Genomic DNA, 24,308 nt, shown 5'->3' on the forward strand with positions numbered 1-24,308 from the left:
AAGGGGAAAAATATGCATAAGGAAAGTAAGAAACGCAGACAAATAGCGATTTACGGTAAAGGCGGCATCGGCAAATCGACGATTACCCAGAATCTGACTGCCGCCCTGGCCGGAAAAGGAAGAATCATCATGCAGATAGGCTGCGATCCCAAAGCGGATTCCACCAGAATGCTCATTGGCGGGAAAAGACAGCAAACGGTTCTGGATACTTTACGCCAGTATGGCCAAGTAAAGCTGGACGATGTGTTAAAATCCGGTTTTGGCGGCATCCGCTGTGTGGAGTCAGGCGGTCCTGAGCCCGGGGTGGGCTGCGCAGGGCGGGGCATTATTACTGCCATCGACCTGCTGGAGAGCATGGGCGCCTATACCGCCGATCTGGACTATATATTTTACGATGTCTTAGGGGATGTGGTCTGCGGCGGCTTTGCCATGCCGATCCGGGAAGGAAAAGCCCGGGAAATATATATCGTAACCTCGGGTGAGATGATGTCCATGTACGCCGCCAATAATATCTGCATAGGGATAAAAAAATTCGCGGCTACCGGCGGGGCCCGCCTTGGCGGGATTATCTGCAATGCGCGCCGGATTAAGAAAGAAGAAGAACTAATCAAAGCTTTCGCCGAAAAACTCGGCAGCCGGATGATTGAGTTTATCCCCTGGGACAGTATTGTCCATCAGGCTGAGATTAATAAACAAACCGTAGTTCAATATGCCCCCGAATCTTCGCAGGCCCAAAAATACGCTAGTCTGGCCGACAGTATTGACGAAAACAGGGACTTGGTCATACCTACGCCTATGGAACTTGAGGAACTGGAAGATTTGGCCGGCCAGTGGGGAGCGTGAAGAAATAGTGTCGCTAACTGAACGTATCCATACCCAGAACAAATTTCTCACCGGAGAAAGGGACCTGAGCACCTTAATGATGGACATACCCGGCGTCCTGTGCAAGCACGGCTGCTGCTACATGGCCTGCCGGGGGCTGGTGTTAAGTCCGATCAGCGGTATTTTAATCATTACCCACGGGCCGGCGGGCTGTTCCTATTATTCCTGGGGCGGCAACCGCCTCCATCACAGACCGGCAAATGCGCGGCACGATTATTACAGTTACAGCTTTTCCACCAATATGGAAGAAAGCGATATCATTTTCGGCGGGGAAAAAAAGCTTCAACAGGCTATTAAAGAAGCGGTGGAAATTTTTCATCCTCCGGTCATAGCCATTTGTTCCACTTGTCCGGTAGGGCTGATCGGCGATGATGTGCAGGCAATCGCGGAAGCAGCCGAGAAGGAACATGGAATTAAAGTGCTGTCTTTTTCTTGTGAAGGTTTTAAAAGTATCCCCGGCTATAGATTGGCTAATCTTGGGATAATTGAGAACGTTATCGGCACCGGGCAAAAAAATGTGGGAAAATATCCGGTTAATATAATCGGTGAATTTTACAACGGCCGGAGAGCGAAAGAAATTGCCCGGATCTTTCAACAGATTGGCTATGATATCGTAGCGGTTTTAATGGGGGACGGCAGCTATGACGACTTGCAAAGCGCCCAGCAGGCTAAATTAAATCTGTTCAGCAGTGACAAGGTCGTGGCGGATTTGGTGGATGTCATGCAGGATAAATTTGGCACCAGGTGGTTGAGATTTAACTTTATCGGGATGGACAACATCATTAATTCTTTAAAAAACATGGCCGGTTTTTTCGGCAATCCGGAGCTTTTAAGCAAAACAGAAGACTTAATTGCCAAAGAGCTGGAACGGGTTAAAGACAGTATGGACAATTATAAATTGAAATTAAAAGATAAAGTTGCGGTAATCTTTGAAGATGAATTTGTCACCCGCCATTATAAAGCACTGCTTGCCGACCTGGAAGTCAGTCCCGTTACAGTAGGCAACGAGCTATTGTGCCTTCCCGGGCAGAATGAAATAGGCTTCCTGTCAGCGATAGAAAGCGGTGGCAACGCTCCCGCCACCCAAGACGACACGCGGTACGATACCGACTTGGAACACTACCATATTAACTTTCCCGTCAGCTTATACGAAAAAATAAAAACAAAAATAAAGCTTGCGCATGATCACGCTGTCCGTTCCAATCCCGCTTTGGGCAGTATCCTGATATCCAATCTCAGTCAGAGTGAAACCGAACAATTGCTTATAGCCCTTCAGCCTGATATTTACTTCCCCGGGATCAAAGAAAAATTTGCGGGAGTCGGCGCCGCTTCTCCTTCCTGCTTCTTCAACGCCGACGAATACCGGTTTGATTATGGCGGATTCCAAGGAGCCGTCCATTTGGCGCGGGACTTGTTAATGACGATGAATATGGCGGTTTGGCAGAACGATGTCGCACCCTGGAGGAGGATATGAGCATGCTCGATTTAACACCGCGAGAACCAATTACGAGGCAGGCCCTGCGTATTAATCCGCTGGCCGGCTGCCAGCCCTTGGGAGCAATATACGCTTCCCTGGGTATTCATGGCTGCATGCCTCACAGCCATGGCTCATCAGGCTGCAGCCGCTATCAGAAAACCTTATTGCAAAGACATTTTCGCCGCTCTTTTAAGGTAACAACCAGCGTTTTAAAAGAATCCGCCGCCATATTCGGCGGTGACGCCAACCTGAAAACCGCCGTAAAAAATATTTTTGATTTGTATAATCCGGAAATTATCGCGGTACATACTACCTGCCTCAGTGAAACAATAGGTGATGATATTAAAGCCTGCCTGTGCGATTTCCCCCTGCCTGAAGGGAAATACCTCATTCATGCCAATACGCCCAGCTACACCGGTTCGCATATCACCGGATTTGCCAACTTGACAGCTTCAGCTATCCAATATTTAGCCGTAGATTCCGGCTCCCCGAACGATAAGGTCTGTATCCTGCCGGGATTTGTCAACCCCGGCGACATGAAGGAAATCAAGCGGATTAGCGGTCTTATGGGAGTGCATTACATTATGCTGCCCGATACCTGCGGTGTATTTGGGCAACGCGGGCTGGAAAAGATTAATGAATATCCCGCGGGCGGCACCAGAGTAGCGGACATTATTGACTTGGGCAATTGCATGAAGACTTTTGCTCTGGGCAAATATGCATCGGAAGCGGCAGCCGTCCAACTCAGGGATCAATGCGGAGTGCCCCTGGAATTAATGGATTTGCCCATTGGGATAGAAGCTACAGATCGCTTTATTATGGCGCTGAAACAAATAAGCCGCCAGGATGTTTCTTATGATTTGGAAGAAGAAAGAGAACAGGTCATTGATATCATCCTGGACGCCCATCCGTATTTTTATCACAAAAAAATCGCTTTGTTCGGCGACCCCGATCTGATCATAGCCCTTGCCGAGTTTACTGCCGGTATCGGCATGATCCCCCAATACGCTGTCAGCGGAACCCCGGGCGCATATTTTGAGGATAGAATGCGGGAGATTTTCAGGAAATACAAGATAGACGGCAGGGCTAAAAGTCCGGCCGACCTTTTCGACCTGCAGCAATGGCTCAAAAATGACCCGGTGGATTTGCTGATGGGCGATACCCACGGCAAACTATTAGCCAGAGCCGAGGATCTGCCGTTCGTCAGAATAGGATTTCCCGTCATGGACAGACATGTCCATTCTTATTTGCCTGTCGTTGGCTACAGGGGAGCCATACGCGTTCTGGATATGATTTTAAATGCGCTAATGGACAGGCTGGAGAGGGATTGTCCGGAAAATGACTTGGTATTTATTTAGCTGTTGCATTCTCCTCACGGTCTCATTCTCGAACATAGATATTTTCTATTCTATTCAAGATTCTCATATATAAATTTTATTAGAATATAAAAAAGAACTTTTATATAATTAAATTGTCATCTTCCCCCATTGGTTGACGACCAAGTTCATTTTATGCTTGGGGGATTCCGCACATCTTCCTCATATGAATTGACACCAACAGCTGCAACACAATATTACCGGGCTGCTTATAAAGTAGGGAAGGAAACGAACTAATGGAGCAAAAGAAACAAATCATTGACCGGTTTAAAAACGCCAGGTCTGATGCTGTTCAGGAATTAAACAGGCTGAAAAAAGAAGGAGCCAAAATAGCAGGCTATTACTGCACTTATACACCGACCGAGATAATCTTGGCTGCCGGGGCCGTGCCGCTCAGGCTATGCAACAGTTCAGATCAATATGTCCAGGAAGGGGAGGTCCATCTGCCTCGCAATCTATGCGCCATAGTTAAATCCAGCTTTGGCGAGGCGGTAAGCGGCAAATCCCCATACTTTGAAGCCGCGGATTTAGTTGTTGGGGAGACAACCTGTGACGGCAAGAAAAAAATGTATGAATACTTAAGAGAACTTAAACCAACCCATATTATGCAGCTGCCTCAAAAAAATACCGGTCATGAAGAGTCATTGCTGTGGATAAATGAAATGAGGAGATTAAAAAGCAGACTTGAACAGGAATTTGAGGTTGACATCACCATTGCTAAGCTCAAGGACGCCATCAAACAAAAAAATTCGCAGAGACTTGCCGTTAAAGAGTTCTATGAGGACTGGCGTGCCCATCCCGGAGTATTAATGAGTTCTGAAGCATACAGCATACTTGGTAATTTTGACTACAGACTTGATCGTGAAAAAGCTTTAGAAGACCTCTATGCCATGATCCGGCATATAAAAAGCGGACCCCCAGATGCAGATGTGAAAGAATATGATAATTCTCCACGAATACTGCTGACCGGCTGTCTGCTGGGAGAAAAGATGACCGGGATTATCAACATTATCGAGAAAGCCGGCGGCAATATTGTCTGCGTTGAAACTTGTGACTGGTTGAAGGGGACCGGCGGCTTGGTCAACGAGGATATGGAGCCCTTCTCCGCTATAGCGGAAAAATATCTGCGAATACCATGCCCGGTTATGTCGCCGAATCATAACAGGATGGAGCTGGTAGCAAGACTTATTGACGACTATCAAGTAGATGGAGTAATCGATTTCGTGCTGCGGGCCTGCCTTACCTACAGCGTGGAAACCGTACCGCTGAGACGGTTAGTCAAAGATAAGAAGCACACCGGATATATGAGTCTTGAAACCAACCTTGCTCATTCCGAATCAGGTCAGCTCAACACCAGGGTCAGCGCCTTTATTGAAATGCTGTCTATATAAATTAAGGAGAAAAAAACAATGGATTTTACCCCCATGTTGAACGAATTTGCCGAAGCCAGACAAAATGGATTTATATTGACAAAGGAATTAAAAGACCAGGGAAAAAAGGTGGTAGGTGTGTACTGCGGATTCGCGCCCTGGGAGATCATTACCGCTTCAGGAGCCATCGCCGTATGGCTTTGCGGCATGTCCGACACTACGATTCCTGACGCGGAGCAGCATCTGCCGGCTAATCTTTGTCCATTAATCAAATCAAGCTACGGCTTTGCTATTACCGGTAAATGCCCTTATTTTTATTTTTCGGATATGCTCATAGGTGAAACCACCTGTGATGGCAAGAAAAAGATGTATGAGTTTTTAAGCGACTTGAAACCCATGCATATTATGCATTTGCACCAAAATCCGAAAGCGGAAGGCTCTTACCGGTACTACAGATCCGAAATGGTGAAGTTAAAGGAAGCCCTGGAGAAAGAATTAGATATTGAAATCACAGATGATGCTATCCGGGATAGAATCAAATTAAGAAATAGAGAAAGAAAAGCCTTGAGGAATTTCTATGAAATGGGGAAAATGGTGCCACCGCCGATTTATGGTTTCGATATGAGAAAAGTTATTCAGGCCACATTGTTTATTGCTGATAAAGAAACAGAAATCGAAAAGGTTGTGAAACTGACAAATGCCATCAAGGAGGACTATGAAAAAAACGGCAGTGCGGTGCCGGCTACTGCGAAGAGAATAATGGTCACCGGCTCGCCCTTGGGGGATGCCACTGAAAATATCATTAAAATCATAGAGGATAATGGCGGTGTGGTAGTCTGCTTTGAGAACTGCGCAGCCATCAAGGACAAAGAAGATGGCGTTCAGGAAACAGGCGACCCGTTTGACGCGTTAACAACCAGGTATATAAAGTCAGGCTGCGCGTGCATGAGTCCCAATGATCACCGCATGGACATGATCTCTCATTATATTGACGAATATATGGTGGATGGGGTTGTGGATGTCATACTGCAGACCTGTCACACTTATAATGTGGAAACAAAACGAGTCAAAGATGTGGTTAACCAAAAAAATATTCCCTATCTAAACTTAGAAACTGATTATTCACAGGAGACAATTGGACAACTAACTACCAGAATTGCCGCGTTCTTAGAGATGATAAATTAATGAAGCTCTTGCCCAACGCATATGCACGCGAGTCATAGATATCGGCAACCTGGTGGCTGACATTGCTTAGGGCGGAGGCCCTGCCCACCTGGTTGGCCGGAACAGTGTTCATGCTGGCAGTGGTAATGGGCATCATCGCCAGGCCCATGCCTAAAGATCTTACGGCTGCTAAGAGCATTACGCTATGATTGCTTGTATTCAAACTCAGATTACGGAATTCCAAAGTCCCCCAGGCTGTCAAGGTCAAGCCGGCAACAGCCAGGACTTTCGGGCCAAAACGGTCAGAAAGAAAGCCGCTTACCGGCATCATTAGCGTTGTCACAATAGCGGCGGGCATTAATATAAGGCCGGTGACACCAATGGGAATATCCATTGTAAAAATAAACCGCCAGTTTAGGTGGTCTACAATATAGCCCCCCAGAGTCGGCCCGACAGCCGGGCCACATACCGCCGCCATACCGCAGACCCCGAGAGCCAGGCCGATTTTCTCCCTGGGGACGATCCTGTATACGATAGCCATGCTGACCGGCATAATAGCTCCGCCACCGATACCCTGGACCACTTGGGTTTCCCGGTCATTCTTTTTTTCATTAAACACCTGAATTATTGTTAATTTTATTATTATTAATTATATTTGTCATCCGCAATCTGCTTCGCCGCAACTGCCGCCTCCCGAACCTGTTCGGCAATTATCCAAGATAAATAAGAAGGTTTCGCCTCTCTTTAAAGCTGTTTATTATTTGCTAATTAACATCTTTTAAGGATTGAGGCGAAACCTTAATTATTACACTATTATTTAAATGCATCTATCTCTTTTTAAAAACAAACTACCAAAGGCCAAGCCATTTCCAATACGTATAAGCCGTTATTATCCAAAAGAGCAAATATATCAAGACAAAAGCCCAGCCTGACTTAAGCATATCCTTGACTTCAAAATAACCGCCGCTATACATCACCATATTGCTTGTCATTTGCATTGGCAAAAGATAAGCGGCATGACCGACTGTACCAATAACCATCAGCAATACAGTTTCTGCGCCGGGGATATTCCATCCTTTGGCGGCGGCAACAATTATCGGGGCAATGGGCACGATTAAAGCTATACCAGAGGCTTCCATTGATCTTACAATAGTGCTTACGAAAACAAGTATAGTAAATATCAGTAATATTGGCATAGCATTGGTTAAGTTTAGTACGACTCCGCCGATCCATGCCATGGCGCCGCTTTGCTCCACTAAGTTTCCAAATGCCAGTGCTGAGCCTAGAACCACTAATAAACCCCAAGGGGTGTTGCGGCTAACCTGTTGCCAGGTCACAATGCCAAATAACCATAAAAACCAGCCGACTCCTAAAGCTATCACTGTAGGCCCTAAATGGTGTATAAAGTCGGTAGCCCATAAAATAATAGCTATAGAAATAATAAATAATGTTTGTTTTTCACGAATTGACATTGGGCCTAATCTTTGTAATTCATCTTGCGCTTTTTGCTGACCGCCAGTTGCTATATCGAATTCCGGTTGAAAAAACCAATTCAAATAAAACCAGGCTATAATAGTTAAAATTAAAGCTGTTGGTAAAAACAATATTACAGAGTACCCCCAAGTTAAGTCGAAACCAGTTAATTTTTTTAATAAGGCAGCTACAAAAGGCCATGTTGTAGCTGCCGTTAAAAAAGAAATACCACTAAGTAATATAGCATATAGGTTAGATAAATAAATCAATTTTGCAAACTTGCTTGGTTGCTGGCCAAGTTTAAGGGATTCCTCAACTGGTAATGCTCCTGTTGAGATAACTGTAGCCCGGCAAATAGGCTCCATAAAACCAGCTCGAGCTGTAATGCTCGGCATTAACAAAGATAATGGATACTCTAATAGCATATAAGCTAAAGTTAATATGCGGGGCTTAGCCCCAGCCCGGGCTACTATAAAATAAGCCAGACGATATGCTAAATTAGTTTCAATAGCTGCTGTAGAGAGAATAAATACTCCAAAAATCAACCAGACTGCAGAATCACTGAGACCAGATAGCGCAAACTTCATAGCATTAGTGCTTGTCATGCCACCTACTCCCCAGGTAACCAGGGTAACTAAAGTAATTAATAGGGGACCCGTAATATCAAATGTAACTGCCTCGGACGCCCATATCATGGCAATAAGTAAAAAGACTGCCAATGAAGCCTTGCCATATAAAGTAAGTCCGACAGGAGTTGGTAAGAGCATAATTACAGAAGCAAAAATTACCGCAAATAATAACCAAACTGGTTTTCTGGCACCAGCTAAAAGTGGTTTTTGCAAACCTGATTTCTCAGTAACTGAACTGATAGAATTCATTTATATTTTCACCTCATTATAATTATTGTTATTCTCTGAACTAACCGTTATAGATGTGTTTGCGGAAGGCTCCAAAGATATTTTCATCTCAAAGGCTAAAAAACAAATAAAAAGCCCTTGCAAGATTCTACATAGTCATGTTAAATTTAATAGATGTTTGATAACGAGTGTGGAAAAGGGCTCAGCATTTTGCCGTTGGTGAGACCTTCTCCAACACTCATTTTTATTGTTTGAGGTGTATATTGTTAATTAGAGGATTGAGAAAAGGTGTCGGTTTGGAAAATCAAGCAATATTCTTAATTGAATATCACAATTAGTTAAATCTTCTGATTTACCAGATTATTTTTTACGCAAATCAAGAAGCCTTTTGAATTTAATTCTACCGGCAGCCGAAGCTTCCTGAGCCAGGGTGCCGAATGGTAATAACTCTACATCATTGCACTTAATTCCCAGAACATTATTAACATCATTTAGTATTTTTTCTTTAAGTTCATCCGTAGAGCAGTCTTGCATAATTTCTGCCTGTAATTTAATGATGTCCTTGTTATTGACATTGTCCACAACCAAACGATATTCACTACCTAATTCACTATATTTACGAACTACCGGTTCCACTGATGTAGGATAGATTGCGCTGCCACGCACTTTAACCATGTCGTCGACGCGGGCATGTACGCTGGCCATTCGCCGGAAAGCCCGTCCACAAGAGCATGATTCAGGTATTATTTTCGTAAAGTCACCGATATTGTACCTTACAAGGGGTGATGATTCCTTAAATAATGTTGTCACCGTCAGCAATCCTTCTTTGCCATCGGGCAAGCTATTACCGGTTTCCGGCTCAGTAACTTCAAAATAATAAGCATCCTCATTAATATGAACACCATTCTTAAGCTCACATTCAAAGGTTGGCGCCCCGGTCTCCACACTACCCCAGTTGTCATATGCGGGAAGACCCCATCGTTCTTCAATCCGCTGCCGCATCGCCGGAGGTAAAGGTTCACCGGTGTGAATAAGTCTCTTCACTTGAAAATCTTTCTTTAAATCAAAGCCCATTTTTTCCGCAACATCAGCAAAATGAAGAGCAAAAGAAGGTGTCATCAACAAACATGTGGCTCCCCAATTTCGGGCTAATGTAACTTGCCGCTCAGTGTTTGTTACTGCCCCGCTGCCAAGCGGGATCACCATGGCCCCTAATTTCATAATCCCTTCAGTGGAAGTAAATCCAGGGATAAATAACGCGTAAGTCAAAGAGACCTGCACCCGATCCTCTGCGGTTATCCCTTGAGCATTTAGCCTCCTGGCCCATAGATTACCGAGTACGTCCCAATCATGCTTGCTTTGAAAAAATGGCTTCGGCATGCCCGTTGTTCCCGTGCTGCTTTGAATGCGACAAGCAGGCAAATCACCTTGAAAAGTGCCAAAAGGGGGATTTTCTTTTAGATTCTTTTCTATTTCCGCCTTATTAATCACAGGCAGCTTGCCTATGTCTTCGATTCCCCGAATATCCTCAGGATACAATCCCATTTTTCCCCAAAAGCTCCGGTAAAAAGGAACATGCTCCCAGCAATGTTTAACTAATCTGCGTAAACCCTGGCTCTGGATCTCCCTGATTACCTCATAATTTGCCCGTTCGACAAGCTGACTCTCTGGTGGGGCGGAATATTGCAACTTTGTTAATAAGTGTTTATCCATATTTTAATCAATGGGTATAACCAAAATATTTTTAGCTATACCCATTATCTTTCTCCCCTTTCATTTTTATATTATATTTCCCAATTCAAGTTAAAAGGTATTTAAGCCCTAAACATTTAATAAATATCTTTCGCTTTAGTCCATTTGGCAAGGCCATAGTCATTCCATTTAGCTATAATCTGCTCAAATGCCTCCCGGTCTGGAACAACTGGGATACTTGTAGGACGGCGGTTTTCGGATGCTATTTTTTTGGTAGCATCGATTACCATCTTCCCGCAATAAGTAAACTCAGTATATCCTGAAACCGGGTCTACATCTGTTCGACCGGAGCCTGCCGGGTTCAAAGGATAAACTCCAACTTTCGGTAAAAGAATTACGTCCTCAGCCGGGTCCATTCTAGTAGCTATGGCCCAGTCAACTTCCTCCGTATTGAAAATATCAATATCCTCATCAACAACCACAACGTAATTAGCAGCCGCAAATCCTTGTCCTGTGGAAATGGCCTGGAGACCAGCCTGCTTACCCCAGCCAGGATAGTGCTTATTAACTTGAACTATCACTTTATAGCCGCGAGATTTATGCGGCGCCCAGAATTCGCGAAAACCTACCACTGTCTTTTTTAATGTGTTGTAGTTATTGGCCTGAATAACAGGCATCCTAATCATTTCCCCCTCGTTATTGGGGTGGCCTAAAATACACGATTGGTAAATTGGATCACGCCGATGGGTAATTGCTGTTACATGGAACTGGGGCAACATCATCGGTTCTTCATAGTAACCCATCCATTCAGCAAACGTGCCCTCAATTCTTGCATTTTCAGGTTGTATATCTAATTCTCCCTCTATAATAATTTCAGCAGTAGCCGGAACTAATAAATCTACAGTTTTCCCTTTGACCATTTCCACCGGTTCACCTCTAAGGCCGCCTGCAAATTCAAATTCATCATCGAGGAATGAACCCATCTTAGTTGTAGAACAAATATTAATCACCGGGTCCACTCCTAAAGCAATGGCTACCGGGATCGTTTTCATCCCCTTTGCACGAGCCCTGGCAACGTGAATTCCAATATCCTGAGTGGCGCAACACATGACGCCGGTAGTATTTTTGTCATGGATCATCACCCGGTACATACCAGTATTTTGTCTATAACCTGGGGAAATTGGATCCTTAGTAATAATATTGGTTAGTGTAATATAAGGACCGCCATCCAACGGACTCCATTTAAACACAGGAAGCTTGTACAGATCTACATCATCACCGGTAATCACAACCTCCTGGCAGGGAGCGGTTTTAACTATTGTGGGTTTCAGCCATTGGCTTTTATCCTCAAGAAACTCTGCAATACGGTTCCGGATAGCTAAAAAGTTCTCTTTAAAAGTTTCCTTGGGCTCTAAACCTAAGCCCATACAATTACGTTCTAAAGTACCATGCGTATTCATGAGTACCGGTATGTCGTAACCTTTTATTTTGAAAAACAACGCTGGCCCCTGGCGATCTGCTAGCTCCCACATCAACGAAGATATTTCGTAACCACTTTCTAATTCCACAGAAGACCGTACTAATTCTCCTCTTTCCTCAAGTTTACTCATAAATTCACGTAAATCTTTATAAGCCATTTTTTAAAACCTCCTACGTTATGTTGTTATTTTTTTTTACTATTTAGAATCTAAAGTGATCAGCTTAAAGTCATTCCCACCTCCTCTAAATCGCTAATTCAACCAAACGGCCGGTTGGTTTATGGCAATAAAAAATGCGCCGGTTACTCTACCAGTCAAACATTAAAGCCAGTGGTACTTATTAAGGTCTGCTCTACTTTGTTCAACTTTACTGGTCGTGCCCCAACCAAACCTACTTCACCCCATCGACGCATTAGTTTATGCGGTAATCCAAGCTGGTCCATCACCCGTCCAACCAGGTGGTTAACCAAGTCGTCAATAGAATCCGGATGGTTGTAGAAAGCTGGCATAGGTGGAACCAGATATGCCCCCGCTCTGTTCACTGCAAGCATATTCTCAAGGTGAATAGCACTCAGTGGGGTTTCACGCGGGACCAAAATTATTTTCTTTCTTTCCTTTAGCATCACATCTGCTGCACGGATAATTAGATTTTCAGCCAGACCATGGGCTATTGCCGACAATGTTTTCATGCTGCATGGTATCACAACCATGCCACTGCTTTGGAATGAACCACTGGCAATTGGTGCCCCTACATTACGCAGCTCATGGCAATAATGAGCTATTTTACGTACTGAGTCAACTGTATAATTTGTCTCCAGCTCAATTGTTTTCTCTGCCCAGTTGCTTAATATAAGATGTGTTTCCACACCTGGACATTCGCATAAAGCCTCAAGTAATCGAACACCATAAATTGCTCCGGTAGCACCCGTGATAGCAACAATAATTCGCTGAACATCCATGTCTTACGCCCTCCTATGTATTATCTTACAATCAGCCTTTCACATCAAAGCATTAAAGCGAGCATAGCTTTCATATTAAAATTTATTAAAAAAACAGGGGCGGTTTATCGCTCCCAAGCTAAGGGAGATACTTGAGAAACGATGTTATTAATCGCCCCTCATCTTTTGGTTAAAGAGTTATTTTGATTACAACCAACCGGCCGTTTGGTTGGTTGGTTAAGTGTACAACAATAGAATAATAAGAACAAGTTTATTTTTCTTACCAGTCAAATATCGGTACCCAGTGGGAATAACTTAAGGTTAAACTGTTCAAAGGCACTGTCGTAGCATACACGGACAAAAGTCGAAAAGTAAGCGTCAAAAACCAGCACCTGTACATTAAGAGAAATTTGGGATATTCTCATCTTTGGAAGGTTGGGGCAATGCGGCAGTCAGCCGGCAATGCATATATAGAGAACGATAGCTTGCACCAACTTATAAAGACAACTCGACCATAAATAATTACCATTGGCTATAAGTATTTTACCGGTTGAGAAATCTATCTTGACTAATATATTCTTATTATTATACGATTCAATCAAACTACCGGCCGTTTGGTTGAATTAACAATTTAAGAAGGGTAGATGACTTAAGCTGAGCACTTTAAATTCTAAATAGTAATAACTAAATGTGATATTCAAAAGAATACAGGCAAGCCTAAGTTATGTATTTCGGCTAGACATGTAATACTAGTAAGGCAATCCAAAAAATAATAAGAGAAGATAATAGGTATTCGATATAATTTTTTAAAATAAATACTACTACAAGGAGTGGGGAGATTGCCATTGGATACAGAAAAAAATATGAATCAATCTACTTTAAGCCTAAATAAGCGGGATGAAATAATACGAGTCGCAGCTAAGCTTTTTCGAAGTTTAGGTTATATTGAAACCTCGATGAAAGATATTGCTGACAGAGTTAACATTTTAAAAGGTAGTTTGTACTATCATTTTAGCAGTAAAGAAGAATTGCTTAATGAGGTTGTAAATGAAGGAATTGACCGTCTTCTTGTTCTTGCTCAACAGGTATATAAACAATATGAACAAAGCCCTCGAGAAAGGTTAAAGCATTTGGTTGAAATTCATATATTACATTTAACAAGAAATAATGAGAACCTTGTGATTGCTACTAATCAAATTGACAAACTCAGCTTAGAACACCGAGAAAATTATATCTATAAGCGGAATCTTTATGAAAAGCTGCTGCGAGAAACTTTGGAGGAAGGAATTCGGGTTGATGAATTTCCTTCAGTTGACATTAAACTTACTGTTTTTGCGATATTAGGCACATGTAATTGGATAATTCAATGGTACAAACATGATGGTCCTTATAGCGCAGAACATATAGCTGATTATTTCAGCAATCTTATTTGCGACCGTATGTTAGCTAAGTAAGTTAAAACCATGCGCCACAGTAAAATTGCGGCTATTCGGCAAGTTAAACGCGCCGCTTTTTTGCTCGTTTTGACTAACTAAATTTTAACTGTATCCAAAAGATAAGAGGAGTGCTAAGCATGGATGTTTTAGAGGTAATAAATACGGATGTCCTGATTATCGGCGGTGGCGGTGCGGGTTTGTGTGCCGCTATTTCATCCAAAAAAGAGGGCGCTGAAGTTTTACTGATTAGTAAGAGCCGTCCGGGACGCTCCAACAATACTGCTATCTCAGGAGGCTCCTTTGCTGCATCAACCGGGCTGTGGGATGAACGTGATACACCTGAACAGCATCTTACGGATACACTTGCAGCGGGCAGGTGGATTAACCGGACTAAAATGGTTCGCACCATGACTTCCGGCGCTCAAGAACAGGTGAAAAATTTACTAGGTTATGGTGTTCCACTACAAAAAAAGAACGATAAATTACGGATAATCTCGTTACCCGGCCATTCTACAGCCAGAAATGTAGTCACAGAGAATAGTTTTGGAACGGATTTTACGCTTCCACTGTTTAATTTCGCAAAAAATTTGGGTGTTAATTTTCTGGCTGGCGTATTCGTCGTCCGCCTTTGCCGCAGCGAACTGGGTGACATTGCTGGGGCATTGATTATAGATCCGGTCCGACAAGGACTTATTTTAATTCAGTCTAAAGCTATAGTACTTGCCACTGGCGGTGCTGGACAGATTTATTCCCAAACAAACAACGCTCCCGGCACAACAGGTGATGGCTGTGCCCTAGCCTACCGCCTAGGAGTCCCGCTTACAGATATGGAGTTTGTGCAGTACTACCCTACTTGTTTGCTCGAATCTTCCCTTGTAAAAAAAATGGTTATTTATGAAATATTAGTTTATTGGGGAGGTGCCAGGCTGCTCAATAGTCTGGGGGAAAGCATTACTCAGCGGCATAATTTAAAAGACAATTCGAAAATGACCAGGGATGCCTTGACCTTAGCTATTGCAAAAGAGATCAAAGAAGGCAGGGGGATTAATGGTGGTGTTTGGCTGGATCTTTCGACCATCCCGGCAGATAAAATTAAGCATTTTCAAAAATTCATTCCAAAAGGCATAACAGGTAAAGACCGCTTCCTTGTTGCCCCGGTTGCCCATTTCTTTATGGGAGGCATACTAATTAATGAGCGTGGGGAGACGGGAATCGAGGGGTTGTATTCAGCGGGAGAAGTTAACGGTGGCGTGCACGGGGCTAACCGGTTAGGTGGTAACGCGTTGACGGAAGCCTGGGTTTATGGTAATATAACCGGCCGGTTCGCTGCCCAGTACGCCCGAAGCAAGAAAAAAATATTAAGTATTGAAAATCTCCAATCTACAATTAAGGATCTAGAATCTCATACAGAAGGGAAAAAACAGCTTTCAGTGCAAGAAGTACGTAGAGAGTTACAGGATCTGATGTGGGAAAAGGTCGGTGTTATCCGGAATCGTGAAGGACTATCAGGAATGGTCAATGATATCGAAAAACTAAAAGAAAAACTTCCTGATACCGAGGTGAGCGATTACCTGAAATTAATTAACAAATTGGAAACCGAAAATATGCTTTTAGTAGGAGAAGCAGTTGTATTGTCAGCTCTTCTAAGAAAAGAAAGCCGTGGTGCTCATTATCGCGAGGACTTTCCTGATGAAGCTGGGGAGAAATGGATCATAAATACTAATATTGAAGGTAATAAAGGATTTGAAATGTGTGCTTCAACAAAGCCGAAGAAGGAAAATCTATAGTTATATAGTGTGATTTAGGATAAATCCGGGATTGGTCTTCACCAACCCCGGCTACCTACATAGAAATGCTTATGGGACAGCCAGTTTTAAAAGAATAGTCGGCCCATGATAATTTCGATACCAATTCCAACTTATAAAGATGGATCAGCACGGAGGTGGTTAAAATTTGCCATCAACAGTAAAAGGTTTTCAAGAATTATTAAACGTGTCTGCAGGAAGACAAGAGGCAAGTTATTATCTTAAGGGTGGTTCATTAATAAACGTGCTGTCCGGCGAAATTTATCTGGCCAATACTGCAATATGGCAAGATAAAATTGCTTACGTTGGCAAAAGTGAAAAAATGGTAGGTGCGAACACCACGATTGTTGACGCCAGGGGATTCTACCTCTGTCCAGCATTGATAGAACCGCATTGTCACCCATGGGAAATATACAATCCGGTCAACCTGGCGGAAGCTTCTCTATTGCGTGGGATTACTACAATCATTTACGATAACCTCTTTTTCTTTGTATATCTAGGAACAAAGGGTTTTTTAAAAATGATGGACTTACTTGATAATTTGCCGGCTAGGATTTATTGGATGGCAAGGGTAATACACCAGTCGCCGGACATAAATGAAGAACACATTTTTTCAATTGCTAATTTAGAGGAGCTTTTTTCCGACCCGCGCATTATTAAAATAGGTGAAATTAACCGCTGGCCACTAATAGTTAAGGGGGATTATTCCCTATTAGAAAAGATAATCCTGGCTAGTGCCCGTCATAAGGGCTTTGAAGGTCATACCGCAGGGTGTTCTTATGATCATTTAAATGTAATTGCCGCAGCAGGTGCCGAATCTTGCCATGAATCGATTACCGCTGAGGATGTAGCCCAGAGGTTAAGATTAGGCTTCTGGACCATGCTGCGGCATAGTTCCCTCCGGCCGGACCTGCCTGAATTGTTGCGGGCAATTACAGAAATGCGTTTGCCTACTAACCGGATGTTATTTACCACTGACGGTTCGCGGCCCAGTTTTATTGCCAGGGAAGGACTTATCGACGGAATGCTGCGCATAGCTGTGAAAGCAGGAATAAATCCCGTTACGGCATTGCAAATGTCTACAATCAATGCAGCCACATACCTTGGGATGGAAAAAGATTTAGGGTCAATTGCCCCTGGTCGACAAGCGGATATTCTTTTATTGCCTGATCTGGAAAAATTCATTCCGCATATGGTTCTTTCTAAAGGTAAGATAGTGGCTATTGATGGGAAATTATCTGCAACACTCACAGCACCGGACTGGGGAGAAATTGGTTTTCGTACTGAATTGCCTCGTGCGGATTTTTTAAAAAATACTTCTTTGTTCGGAGTACCTTCGGCTCGTGAGAAGGTCTTCCCGGTTATTAACTTCGTTTCCACCGTTATCACCAAACGACAGGACCGTTTGCTTAAGCAGTGTGATGGTTTGTTGGAACGCGAGGATGATTTGCTTTATTGCACTCTGATCGACCGTTTCGGCAAATGGGTTACAAACGGCTTTGTCAGCGGCCTCGGTCAGCTGGACGCAGTTGCTTCAACCTACAATTCTTCATATAACTTGCTGGTGCTAGGAATGGATCGTTCGTCGATGGCTTTAGCTGCCTCAGAGGTAACCGAAATGAACGGCGGAATTGTGCTGGTTAAAAATGGCCAGGTATCATTTCGGATGCCACTGAAAATCGGTGGGATGGCAAGCGATCGTTCTTTTGCAACAATTGTCAGTGAAATGAAATACTTAGAAGACGAAGTCAGGAAATGTGGCTACCACTATAATGACTTTTTCTACACTATGCTGTTTTTGGTTTGCGATTTCCTGCCCGGATTAAGGATTACCGCTGCGGGAATTATTGATGTAAAAAAGCAGCAAGTCATTGTACCTACCCAAAAATTATTATAACATGCTTTATATTTAGATTAGAGAAATTATTTTAAATGCACCGCATCAAATCATGTGTTGTCTAATGGTTCAGGTAATAAAAGAGTGCTCCAATACCTGCTTGCAATTTTTAACTTGTATAATAACCTTTTAATTAATTTTAATATATGTTTTCTATGATAATTATATAAGAAATATAATAAGTCACTTTGGGGGAGAGGGATTGAGTTGGTTGAGCAAGTCACTTATACTGCGGGTGTTGGGAAATGCCTTGTATCTTTTGCCTATCGGTGATGTGACAAGTAAATGATATGCCGCGTTCTAAACAAACATCCCTTCCCACTATTAGGCAACCTTACTGCATTATGATCTCTCTGTACTCTCCAGAGCGCCTATTAGATTTCTAAGACGATCAAGTAAATCATCGTAGGTAATGGCTTTCACCTTCCGATTGTGATTTAGATTCAACAACCTGCGTTTGGCATCCTCATCCATGTTGAAACTTCGGCCAATCACAACCAGGCCTTCAGCAGGCATAGAACTATCCAAAGGTTTGGGAATTTCAGAGGGGTTTTCTCGCCACCATCTCAACCAATCTTCGACTTGCTGTATAGCGTCCGTAACCTTCGCACGTAGCCTCCCCCTCTTTGTAAAAATCGGTAGATTAGCCCTTTCTAACTCAATCAACATAACTCGCTTGTCTGTGAATTCATATTGAATTACCAAATCTATACGGTAAACTTTTCCCAACCGGACTTCCGTTTTAACACGTAGGTTGTAGGGGTCTATGGCAATAGGATTTTTAAGTAAAAATTTATGAAGCTGCTTCTCTTTTGTGTAGGGAGCTTGAATGAGTTTAGCAAGAAACAGAAATAAGCTATATAGATTGGTTATTGTGTCAGATAAAGGTTTTGCTTGTAGGCGTTGTTCTAAAATATAATCTTGAAGTTCTAAAGAAAGAGAACTATAATCACTACTGCGCGAAATGAGGATAGGAGGAACCAGCTCTGTGCCGCCAATTCTTATGGGTTTTACAACTTCCTTAGGGTAAGGCCCTATTATAATAGCAGGTACCTTTTGATATCCAAGTTTGCGATACGCAAGATAATAGGCATAGTCATCGCTCATTATAAATGAGTTATTATACCAATACACTAGAAGGCTGCTGGTTGAACCTCTTTTGGCTTTTAATGCAATCTCATCTACTACATCTAAAGGGTACGAGATGCAAAAATCTAGGCTGTATGGTTTAACCAGGGACAACTCAATTTCTGCTTCGGTACATAGTAACTCATTACAAAACACTAACCTCAATAGCTCATCGAGTCTTTTGTCTATTGGAGGAGTGGTATCAAATTGTTCAATGAGGTGATAATTGCCTAATTCAGTTAACTGAACAAATTTCTCCAGACGGTTTTGTTCAATATAGTTTAATACCTTTGTCATTAGAACAGCAACGGGGTTATCTCGATAGTCATTCAAGCCGTAATGTATATAACCTTCTTGGCCAAGTAACCCAAAAAATGGCTCAGGTGCAGCTTTATTAGCACGGATTTCAGCGCGTCCGGCCAACAAATTCGGAAATCCTCCCTCATCTATTAATGTCACAGTGTATACATACCCTCCGTCACTAAGCTCTTCACAATAGACGAGAGCTCCAAGAGTCTCGGGCATTGTTTCTGTGCAGCCGATTATCTCCAGGAAATAGGCTTCCTCTAGAGGATTCTCTTCTAGTGCCAATAATAGCTGTAATAGGTCAGATGGCTCTCGGAGTTGGTTATATCTTCCCAGAAAGGAACGTTTTATAGCAAGGAGTACTCCGAAAAGCTTCCCAACTTCTGCACGTGAGCGATATTGATCAATGATAAAGTGTCTTATCGACTGATCACTGGGCAAGCATTTATTATCACCACCTATATACTTACAAAGCTTGAGCTTAAGGCGACCTAGCAATGTTTTGTTGAAGTGTTCACTCAAATATTCAGGAATACGCTGCACATAGTCCTTTTGACTCAAAACAATCATCTCCGATTAGCCGTGGAATAGACCTATGATTCTTTCTTTTCTGCATACATTTTTTACTCTTATATTACCACCTTACGGCACAGAGTTTTTCAAATATTTTCTTCTATCCTTGCAACAACTCTGTCTGAAACAGTTTTTTTAGCCCGGTTATACGCATGACTTCCCATTTTTCAAAAATCACCTTTTCGTCATTTAACTTACGGCATACACAATCAACTCGACGGAGCTGAAAGTCCTCAACACTCTCAACATTCTCCTCAATATACTGCTTTGTCATAGGCAGCTTGTCTATACAAAACCGAAGTGATGGATATCCGATTTCTTCATAAGCCGTGAGGAACTGATACGGACAGGTTCCGACATAAACAGCAGGCGTGAATACGCCATTTTCGCTCTTTCAAGGATTTCAATATCCCGTGCACTCCAGTCAATTTTTTGTATTCCTCCAGGTAATTGCTTAACTCTCTCAGGCAATATGGAGTAGAGCAATTCACGCTGGTATTTATAAAGCCTCATATATTGGCGATACAGACGCTTTCGCACTTCATTCCTCGTGCAGCCCGGATTTTCTTTTATATATTTACGTATATCATCGGCATTTGCACTATAGTCTACTTCTACTTGCTTACCTTTCGGTATATAAATTTTTATACTCGAATTCAAAAGGTGTGCAACTCCAAGACCCTGTGCATGTTTTATGACCGTCTAATGATTGGGTTTGCAAAGAATGTTATACACACTATATAGAGAAAAGAAAAATATAAGGCTTGAAAGTAAAAAGGAGCAGAGAAATCTGCACCTTTTACTTTATTTTTAAGCTCATTCTCAAAATTTAATGAAACCATTCTTAAACTATTTTGCTACATTCTCAAACTTTAGTGAAACGGACACTTATTTTACTTTTCTTTATTCCACCGTTACACTCTTGGCCAGATTTCTCGGCTTATCAACATCGCACCCCCGCGCCACCGCGGTGTGATAAGCGAGCAACTGCAGGGGGATCACGGCCAGAACCGGGGCCAGGACCGGGTGGGTATTGGGGATGTACGCGGTTCTGTCGGCCACTTTCTCCACTTCTTTGCGTCCGTCCGTGGCGAGGGCCAGCACGGTGGCGCCGCGGGCGTTGACTTCCTGGATGTTGCTGACCATCTTATCGAAAAGATCATCCTGGGTGGTCAGGGCCACTACCGGCACGTCATCCTCGATCAGGGCCAGGGTGCCGTGCTTCAGCTCGCCGGCGGCATAGGCCTCGGCATGGATATATGAAATCTCTTTCAGCTTCAGGGAGCCTTCCATCGCCACGGCGTAGTCCAGCCCCCGGCCCAGGAAGAAAACGCACTTGCTGCGCGCCAGTTCCCCGGCGTATTCCCGCATTTCCACCGAGTTGTCAAGAATGGCCTGCGCCTTGTTGTCCAACATCCTCATTTCACGTATTATTTCCTGAGCCTCTTCGGGCTTCATTTCACCGCGCACTGTCGCCAGGCGCAAAGCCAGAAGGAACATGGAAAGCAGCTGGGTGGTATAGGCCTTGGTCGACGCCACGGCGATTTCAGGTCCGGCCCAGGTATAGATGACATCGTCGGCTTCCCTGGCCACCGAGCTGCCTACCACGTTGGTCACGGCAACCACTCGCGCTCCCTGCCGCCTGGCCTCCCGCAGCGCGGCCAGCGTGTCGGCGGTTTCGCCGGACTGGCTGATGATGATCACCAGCGTGCCCGGTTCGATAATGGGGTGGCGGTAGCGAAATTCCGAAGCGATATCAACCTCCACGGGGATGCGCGCCAGCTTTTCAATAACGTATTTGCCGACAATCCCGGCATGGTAGGCGGTGCCGCAGGCAGAAATGAAGATTTTTTTCAAGCCCCTGATTTCTTCCGGGGTCATTTGGAACTCTTCCAGAACCACTTCTGAGTCGTCCGCCGCGATACGGCCGCGGATGGTGTCCCTGATGGCTTTCGGCTGCTCGAAGATTTCCTTCAGCATAAAATGGTTGTAGCCACTCTTTTCGGCCTGCTTGGCTTCCCAATTCACTTCAAAAACATCTTTATGCAAAGGGTTGCGTTCTTTATCCATGATATTGATCCGGCCTGGCTCCAGTACGGCTACTTCTCCGTCATTAAGAACATATGTGCGGCGGGTATGCTTCAAGAAGGCGGGAATATCGGAGGCCAGGAAATATTCCCCGTCGCCCAGTCCTATAACAAGAGGGCTGTCCTGGCGCACGGCCACCAGCCTATCAGGCTCATGCGAGGAAACAACCGCCATGGCGTAAGAACCTTCCAGCTTTGACACGGCTTTCAGCACCGCTTCCACCAGGTCGCCTTCATAAAAGTGCTCGATCAGATGAGGAAGTACCTCAGTGTCGGTCTGGGATTGGAAGGTGTGCCCCTGCCACTGGAGCCACTCCTTAAGACTAAGATAGTTTTCAATGATGCCGTTGTGCACCACGGCGAACTTTCCGGTACAATCCGTGTGGGGGTGGGCGTTTTCATCCGAAGGCTTCCCGTGGGTCGCCCAGCGGGTGTGGCCGATACCTACATGGGCACCGTAGCTTTGTCCATTTAGCCTATCCTTCAGGACGGTTAGTCTGCCTTCTTTTTTTAAAACTTCAATGCCTTCTTCCCTGGGAATCGCCACTCCGGCGGAATCATAACCCCGGTACTCCAACTTTTCCAAACCGCCGACTAAAATAGAAACGGCCTCTTTCGGACCGATATATCCGACAATGCCACACATAATTTGCTCCTCCTGTATATTTTTAACATAACCTCAAATAAAAAAGCCGGGCAGATCAAAGCCACGGCACTAGATTACAGCTTTAGAAGACAATACTGTACCCTTAATGGTTTTGCTTCTCTCGGCCGCCGGCATTTTTGTCCCAACGGTTGCCCGCTGGTTTTGTAATGCCTTTGACGGTCCGGCCGGACCGGGGGGAACCCGCCGAAGGTCTCGATTAACCCCCTCCTCGTCAACCCTGAAAAATAACCTGAAACCTAATTCTTCAAGACTCGAATTTCCAACGCTGTTTTCGAAATTCGAGCAGGGTTCTGGCGCTTACAATTAAATTGTCCTATAAAAAAATATATATGCTTTGCTGATAATCACCTCCATTAACCAGTTATTTTAATTCTACTATTAAGTTCACCAGCCTGCCCACAATATTTTTCAGCTGCTGCATATCCCTGCCCTCGGCCATTACCCGCACCAGAGGTTCGGTACCGGACGGACGGACCAGGATGCGTCCCTTGCCGCCAAGTTCCTGTTCAAGTTCGTTGACAGTCCCGGCCAGAACAGTACTGTTCATCACCAGCGACTTATCTTCAACCTGCACATTTTCAAGCAGCTGGGGCAACTGCTCCATCTGGGACGCCAGTTCATCCAGCGGCCTTCCGCTCTCCGTCATCACCGTCAAGAGATGCAGCGCGGTAAGGATACCGTCGCCTGTCGTATTATGGTCTAAAGAGATGATATGGCCGGACTGCTCTCCCCCAAAGCGCGCGCCGGTGCGCAGCAGTTCTTCCAGGACATAGCGGTCCCCAACCTTGGTTTCCACCACTCTGATCCCGGAATCCCGCAGCGCCAGGTGCAGCCCGAGATTGCTCATAACCGTTACCACAACAGTATTCTCCGCGAGCATACCTTTTTCCTGCAAATGGCGGGCACAAATTACCATCATTTGGTCGCCGTCGACCAGTCTGCCCTTGGCGTCCACCGCCAGCACCCGGTCAGCGTCACCGTCGTGCGCCAGTCCCAGGTCGGCGCCGGTTGACACGACAGCGTTCATTAAGACTTCCGGGTGAGTAGAACCGCACCCGTCATTGATGTTAATCCCGTCCGGTTTATTAAAAATAGGATGTACTGCCGCGCCTAATTCTCTGAAAACCCGGGGAGCCACCTGAAAAGCAGCCCCGTTGGCGCAGTCCACCACGATTCTCAAACCCTTGAGGTTGATGCTGAAAGCATCTTTGGCAAATTCAACGTAACGGTCGGCCGCGTCGTCCAATTGCCGCGACCGTCCGACATCACCGCCCGTGGGGCAAGGAACATTGGCACACCCCACCTCGACCAGCGCTTCAATTTCTGCCTCGGTCTCGTCCGGCAGTTTGTAGCCGCTGGCGCTGAAAAACTTGATCCCGTTGTCTTCAACCGGATTATGTGAAGCGGAAATAACTACTCCGCCCGCTGCTTTTAAATCACGGGTCAGGTAAGCTATGGCGGGAGTCGGCATCACCCCCAGCTTTATCACATCAACCCCGGCGGAGCAAATGCCCGCGACCAGGGCAGCTTCCAGCATATCACCGGAAATGCGGGTGTCTTTACCAATTACCATACGGTTGCTGGCACTATCACGGGCTAAAACATGCGCCCCCGCCCGGCCGAGCTTGAAAGCCAGTTCAGGGGAAAGCTTGCGGTTGGCCACCCCTCTAACCCCGTCAGTCCCAAACATCTTCCCCATGGA

18 protein-coding genes are annotated in these 24,308 nt (G+C 44.5%); 8 read left to right on the forward strand and 10 right to left on the reverse strand.

Translation table 11 applies throughout. The features are described from left to right. Positions 1–12 precede the first annotated feature (12 nt). The 5 genes from nifH to L9W92_RS04985 all read left to right on the forward strand — a co-directional run bounded on the left by nifH (position 13) and on the right by L9W92_RS04985 (position 6,290). Positions 13–843, forward strand: coding sequence for a nitrogenase iron protein (nifH, locus tag L9W92_RS04965; protein WP_240082685.1), 831 nt, complete (start codon positions 13–15; stop codon positions 841–843). After that, positions 803–2,356 (forward strand): nitrogenase component 1, encoded by a 1,554-nt coding sequence (locus L9W92_RS04970; RefSeq protein WP_240082643.1) that lies wholly within the window; start codon positions 803–805, stop codon positions 2,354–2,356. Before nifH ends, L9W92_RS04970 begins: the two co-directional genes overlap by 41 nt. Before the next feature lie 2 nt (positions 2,357–2,358). Then, positions 2,359–3,717: a nitrogenase component 1 gene (locus tag L9W92_RS04975; RefSeq protein ID WP_240082644.1), complete on the forward strand. Its 1,359-nt coding sequence runs from the start codon at positions 2,359–2,361 to the stop codon at positions 3,715–3,717. A 254-nt stretch (positions 3,718–3,971) separates the two neighbouring features. Beyond that, the gene (locus L9W92_RS04980) at positions 3,972–5,126 is read left to right on the forward strand and encodes a double-cubane-cluster-containing anaerobic reductase (protein ID WP_240082645.1); all 1,155 of its coding nucleotides are present in this window, start codon (positions 3,972–3,974) and stop codon (positions 5,124–5,126) included. An 18-nt stretch (positions 5,127–5,144) separates the two neighbouring features. Beyond that, positions 5,145–6,290 carry a double-cubane-cluster-containing anaerobic reductase gene (locus tag L9W92_RS04985; protein ID WP_240082646.1) on the forward strand — a complete coding sequence of 382 codons (1,146 nt, stop codon included), beginning with the start codon at positions 5,145–5,147 and terminating at the stop codon, positions 6,288–6,290. Here L9W92_RS04985 and L9W92_RS19115 read toward each other — a convergent pair. From L9W92_RS19115 to L9W92_RS05015, 6 genes are all read right to left on the reverse strand, one after another. After that, positions 6,253–6,888: an MFS transporter gene (locus L9W92_RS19115; RefSeq protein ID WP_240082647.1), complete on the reverse strand. Its 636-nt coding sequence runs from the start codon at positions 6,886–6,888 to the stop codon at positions 6,253–6,255. The genes L9W92_RS04985 and L9W92_RS19115 overlap by 38 nt on opposite strands. Before the next feature lie 229 nt (positions 6,889–7,117). Beyond that, on the reverse strand, positions 7,118–8,620 hold the full coding sequence (locus L9W92_RS04995; protein WP_240082648.1) for an SLC13 family permease: 1,503 nt from the start codon (positions 8,618–8,620) through the stop codon (positions 7,118–7,120). A 339-nt stretch (positions 8,621–8,959) separates the two neighbouring features. Beyond that, positions 8,960–10,138 carry a phenylacetate--CoA ligase family protein gene (locus L9W92_RS05000; RefSeq protein ID WP_240082649.1) on the reverse strand — a complete coding sequence of 393 codons (1,179 nt, stop codon included), beginning with the start codon at positions 10,136–10,138 and terminating at the stop codon, positions 8,960–8,962. A 290-nt stretch (positions 10,139–10,428) separates the two neighbouring features. After that, entirely contained in the window at positions 10,429–11,928 is a 1,500-nt protein-coding gene (locus L9W92_RS05005) for a UbiD family decarboxylase (RefSeq protein ID WP_240082650.1), read from the reverse strand. A gap of 155 nt (positions 11,929–12,083) precedes the next feature. Then, positions 12,084–12,728 carry a UbiX family flavin prenyltransferase gene (locus tag L9W92_RS05010; protein WP_240082651.1) on the reverse strand — a complete coding sequence of 215 codons (645 nt, stop codon included), beginning with the start codon at positions 12,726–12,728 and terminating at the stop codon, positions 12,084–12,086. 266 nt (positions 12,729–12,994) lie between these two features. Continuing rightward, complete coding sequence (locus tag L9W92_RS05015) at positions 12,995–13,132, reverse strand: hypothetical protein (protein ID WP_240082652.1); 138 nt, start codon at positions 13,130–13,132, stop codon at positions 12,995–12,997. 420 nt (positions 13,133–13,552) lie between these two features. On the opposite strand from L9W92_RS05015, the gene L9W92_RS05020 reads away from it, so the two are divergent. The 3 genes from L9W92_RS05020 to L9W92_RS05030 all read left to right on the forward strand — a co-directional run bounded on the left by L9W92_RS05020 (position 13,553) and on the right by L9W92_RS05030 (position 17,845). Beyond that, entirely contained in the window at positions 13,553–14,161 is a 609-nt protein-coding gene (locus L9W92_RS05020; RefSeq protein WP_240082653.1) for a TetR/AcrR family transcriptional regulator, read from the forward strand. Positions 14,162–14,280: 119 nt separating this feature from the next. Next, the gene (locus tag L9W92_RS05025) at positions 14,281–15,930 is read left to right on the forward strand and encodes an FAD-binding protein (protein ID WP_240082654.1); all 1,650 of its coding nucleotides are present in this window, start codon (positions 14,281–14,283) and stop codon (positions 15,928–15,930) included. 166 nt (positions 15,931–16,096) lie between these two features. After that, a complete protein-coding gene (locus L9W92_RS05030) occupies positions 16,097–17,845 on the forward strand; it encodes an adenine deaminase C-terminal domain-containing protein (RefSeq protein ID WP_240082655.1) in 1,749 nt (582 codons plus the stop codon). A gap of 342 nt (positions 17,846–18,187) precedes the next feature. Here L9W92_RS05030 and L9W92_RS05035 read toward each other — a convergent pair whose 3' ends face one another. From L9W92_RS05035 to glmM, 4 genes are all read right to left on the reverse strand, one after another. Beyond that, entirely contained in the window at positions 18,188–19,840 is a 1,653-nt protein-coding gene (locus tag L9W92_RS05035) for a Shedu anti-phage system protein SduA domain-containing protein (RefSeq protein ID WP_240082656.1), read from the reverse strand. Between the two features lie 297 nt (positions 19,841–20,137). Continuing rightward, a complete protein-coding gene (locus tag L9W92_RS05040; protein WP_240082657.1) occupies positions 20,138–20,512 on the reverse strand; it encodes a TnsD family Tn7-like transposition protein in 375 nt (124 codons plus the stop codon). A 243-nt stretch (positions 20,513–20,755) separates the two neighbouring features. Continuing rightward, complete coding sequence (gene glmS, locus L9W92_RS05045) at positions 20,756–22,585, reverse strand: glutamine--fructose-6-phosphate transaminase (isomerizing) (protein WP_240082658.1); 1,830 nt, start codon at positions 22,583–22,585, stop codon at positions 20,756–20,758. A gap of 382 nt (positions 22,586–22,967) precedes the next feature. Further along, positions 22,968–24,305, reverse strand: a complete 1,338-nt coding sequence (gene glmM, locus L9W92_RS05050) for a phosphoglucosamine mutase (RefSeq protein WP_240082659.1) — start codon at positions 24,303–24,305, stop codon at positions 22,968–22,970. Positions 24,306–24,308: the final 3 nt, after the last annotated feature.

Source organism: Pelotomaculum terephthalicicum JT, from assembly GCF_022410535.1.
Classification (GTDB): Bacteria; Bacillota; Desulfotomaculia; order Desulfotomaculales; family Pelotomaculaceae; genus Pelotomaculum_D; species Pelotomaculum_D terephthalicicum.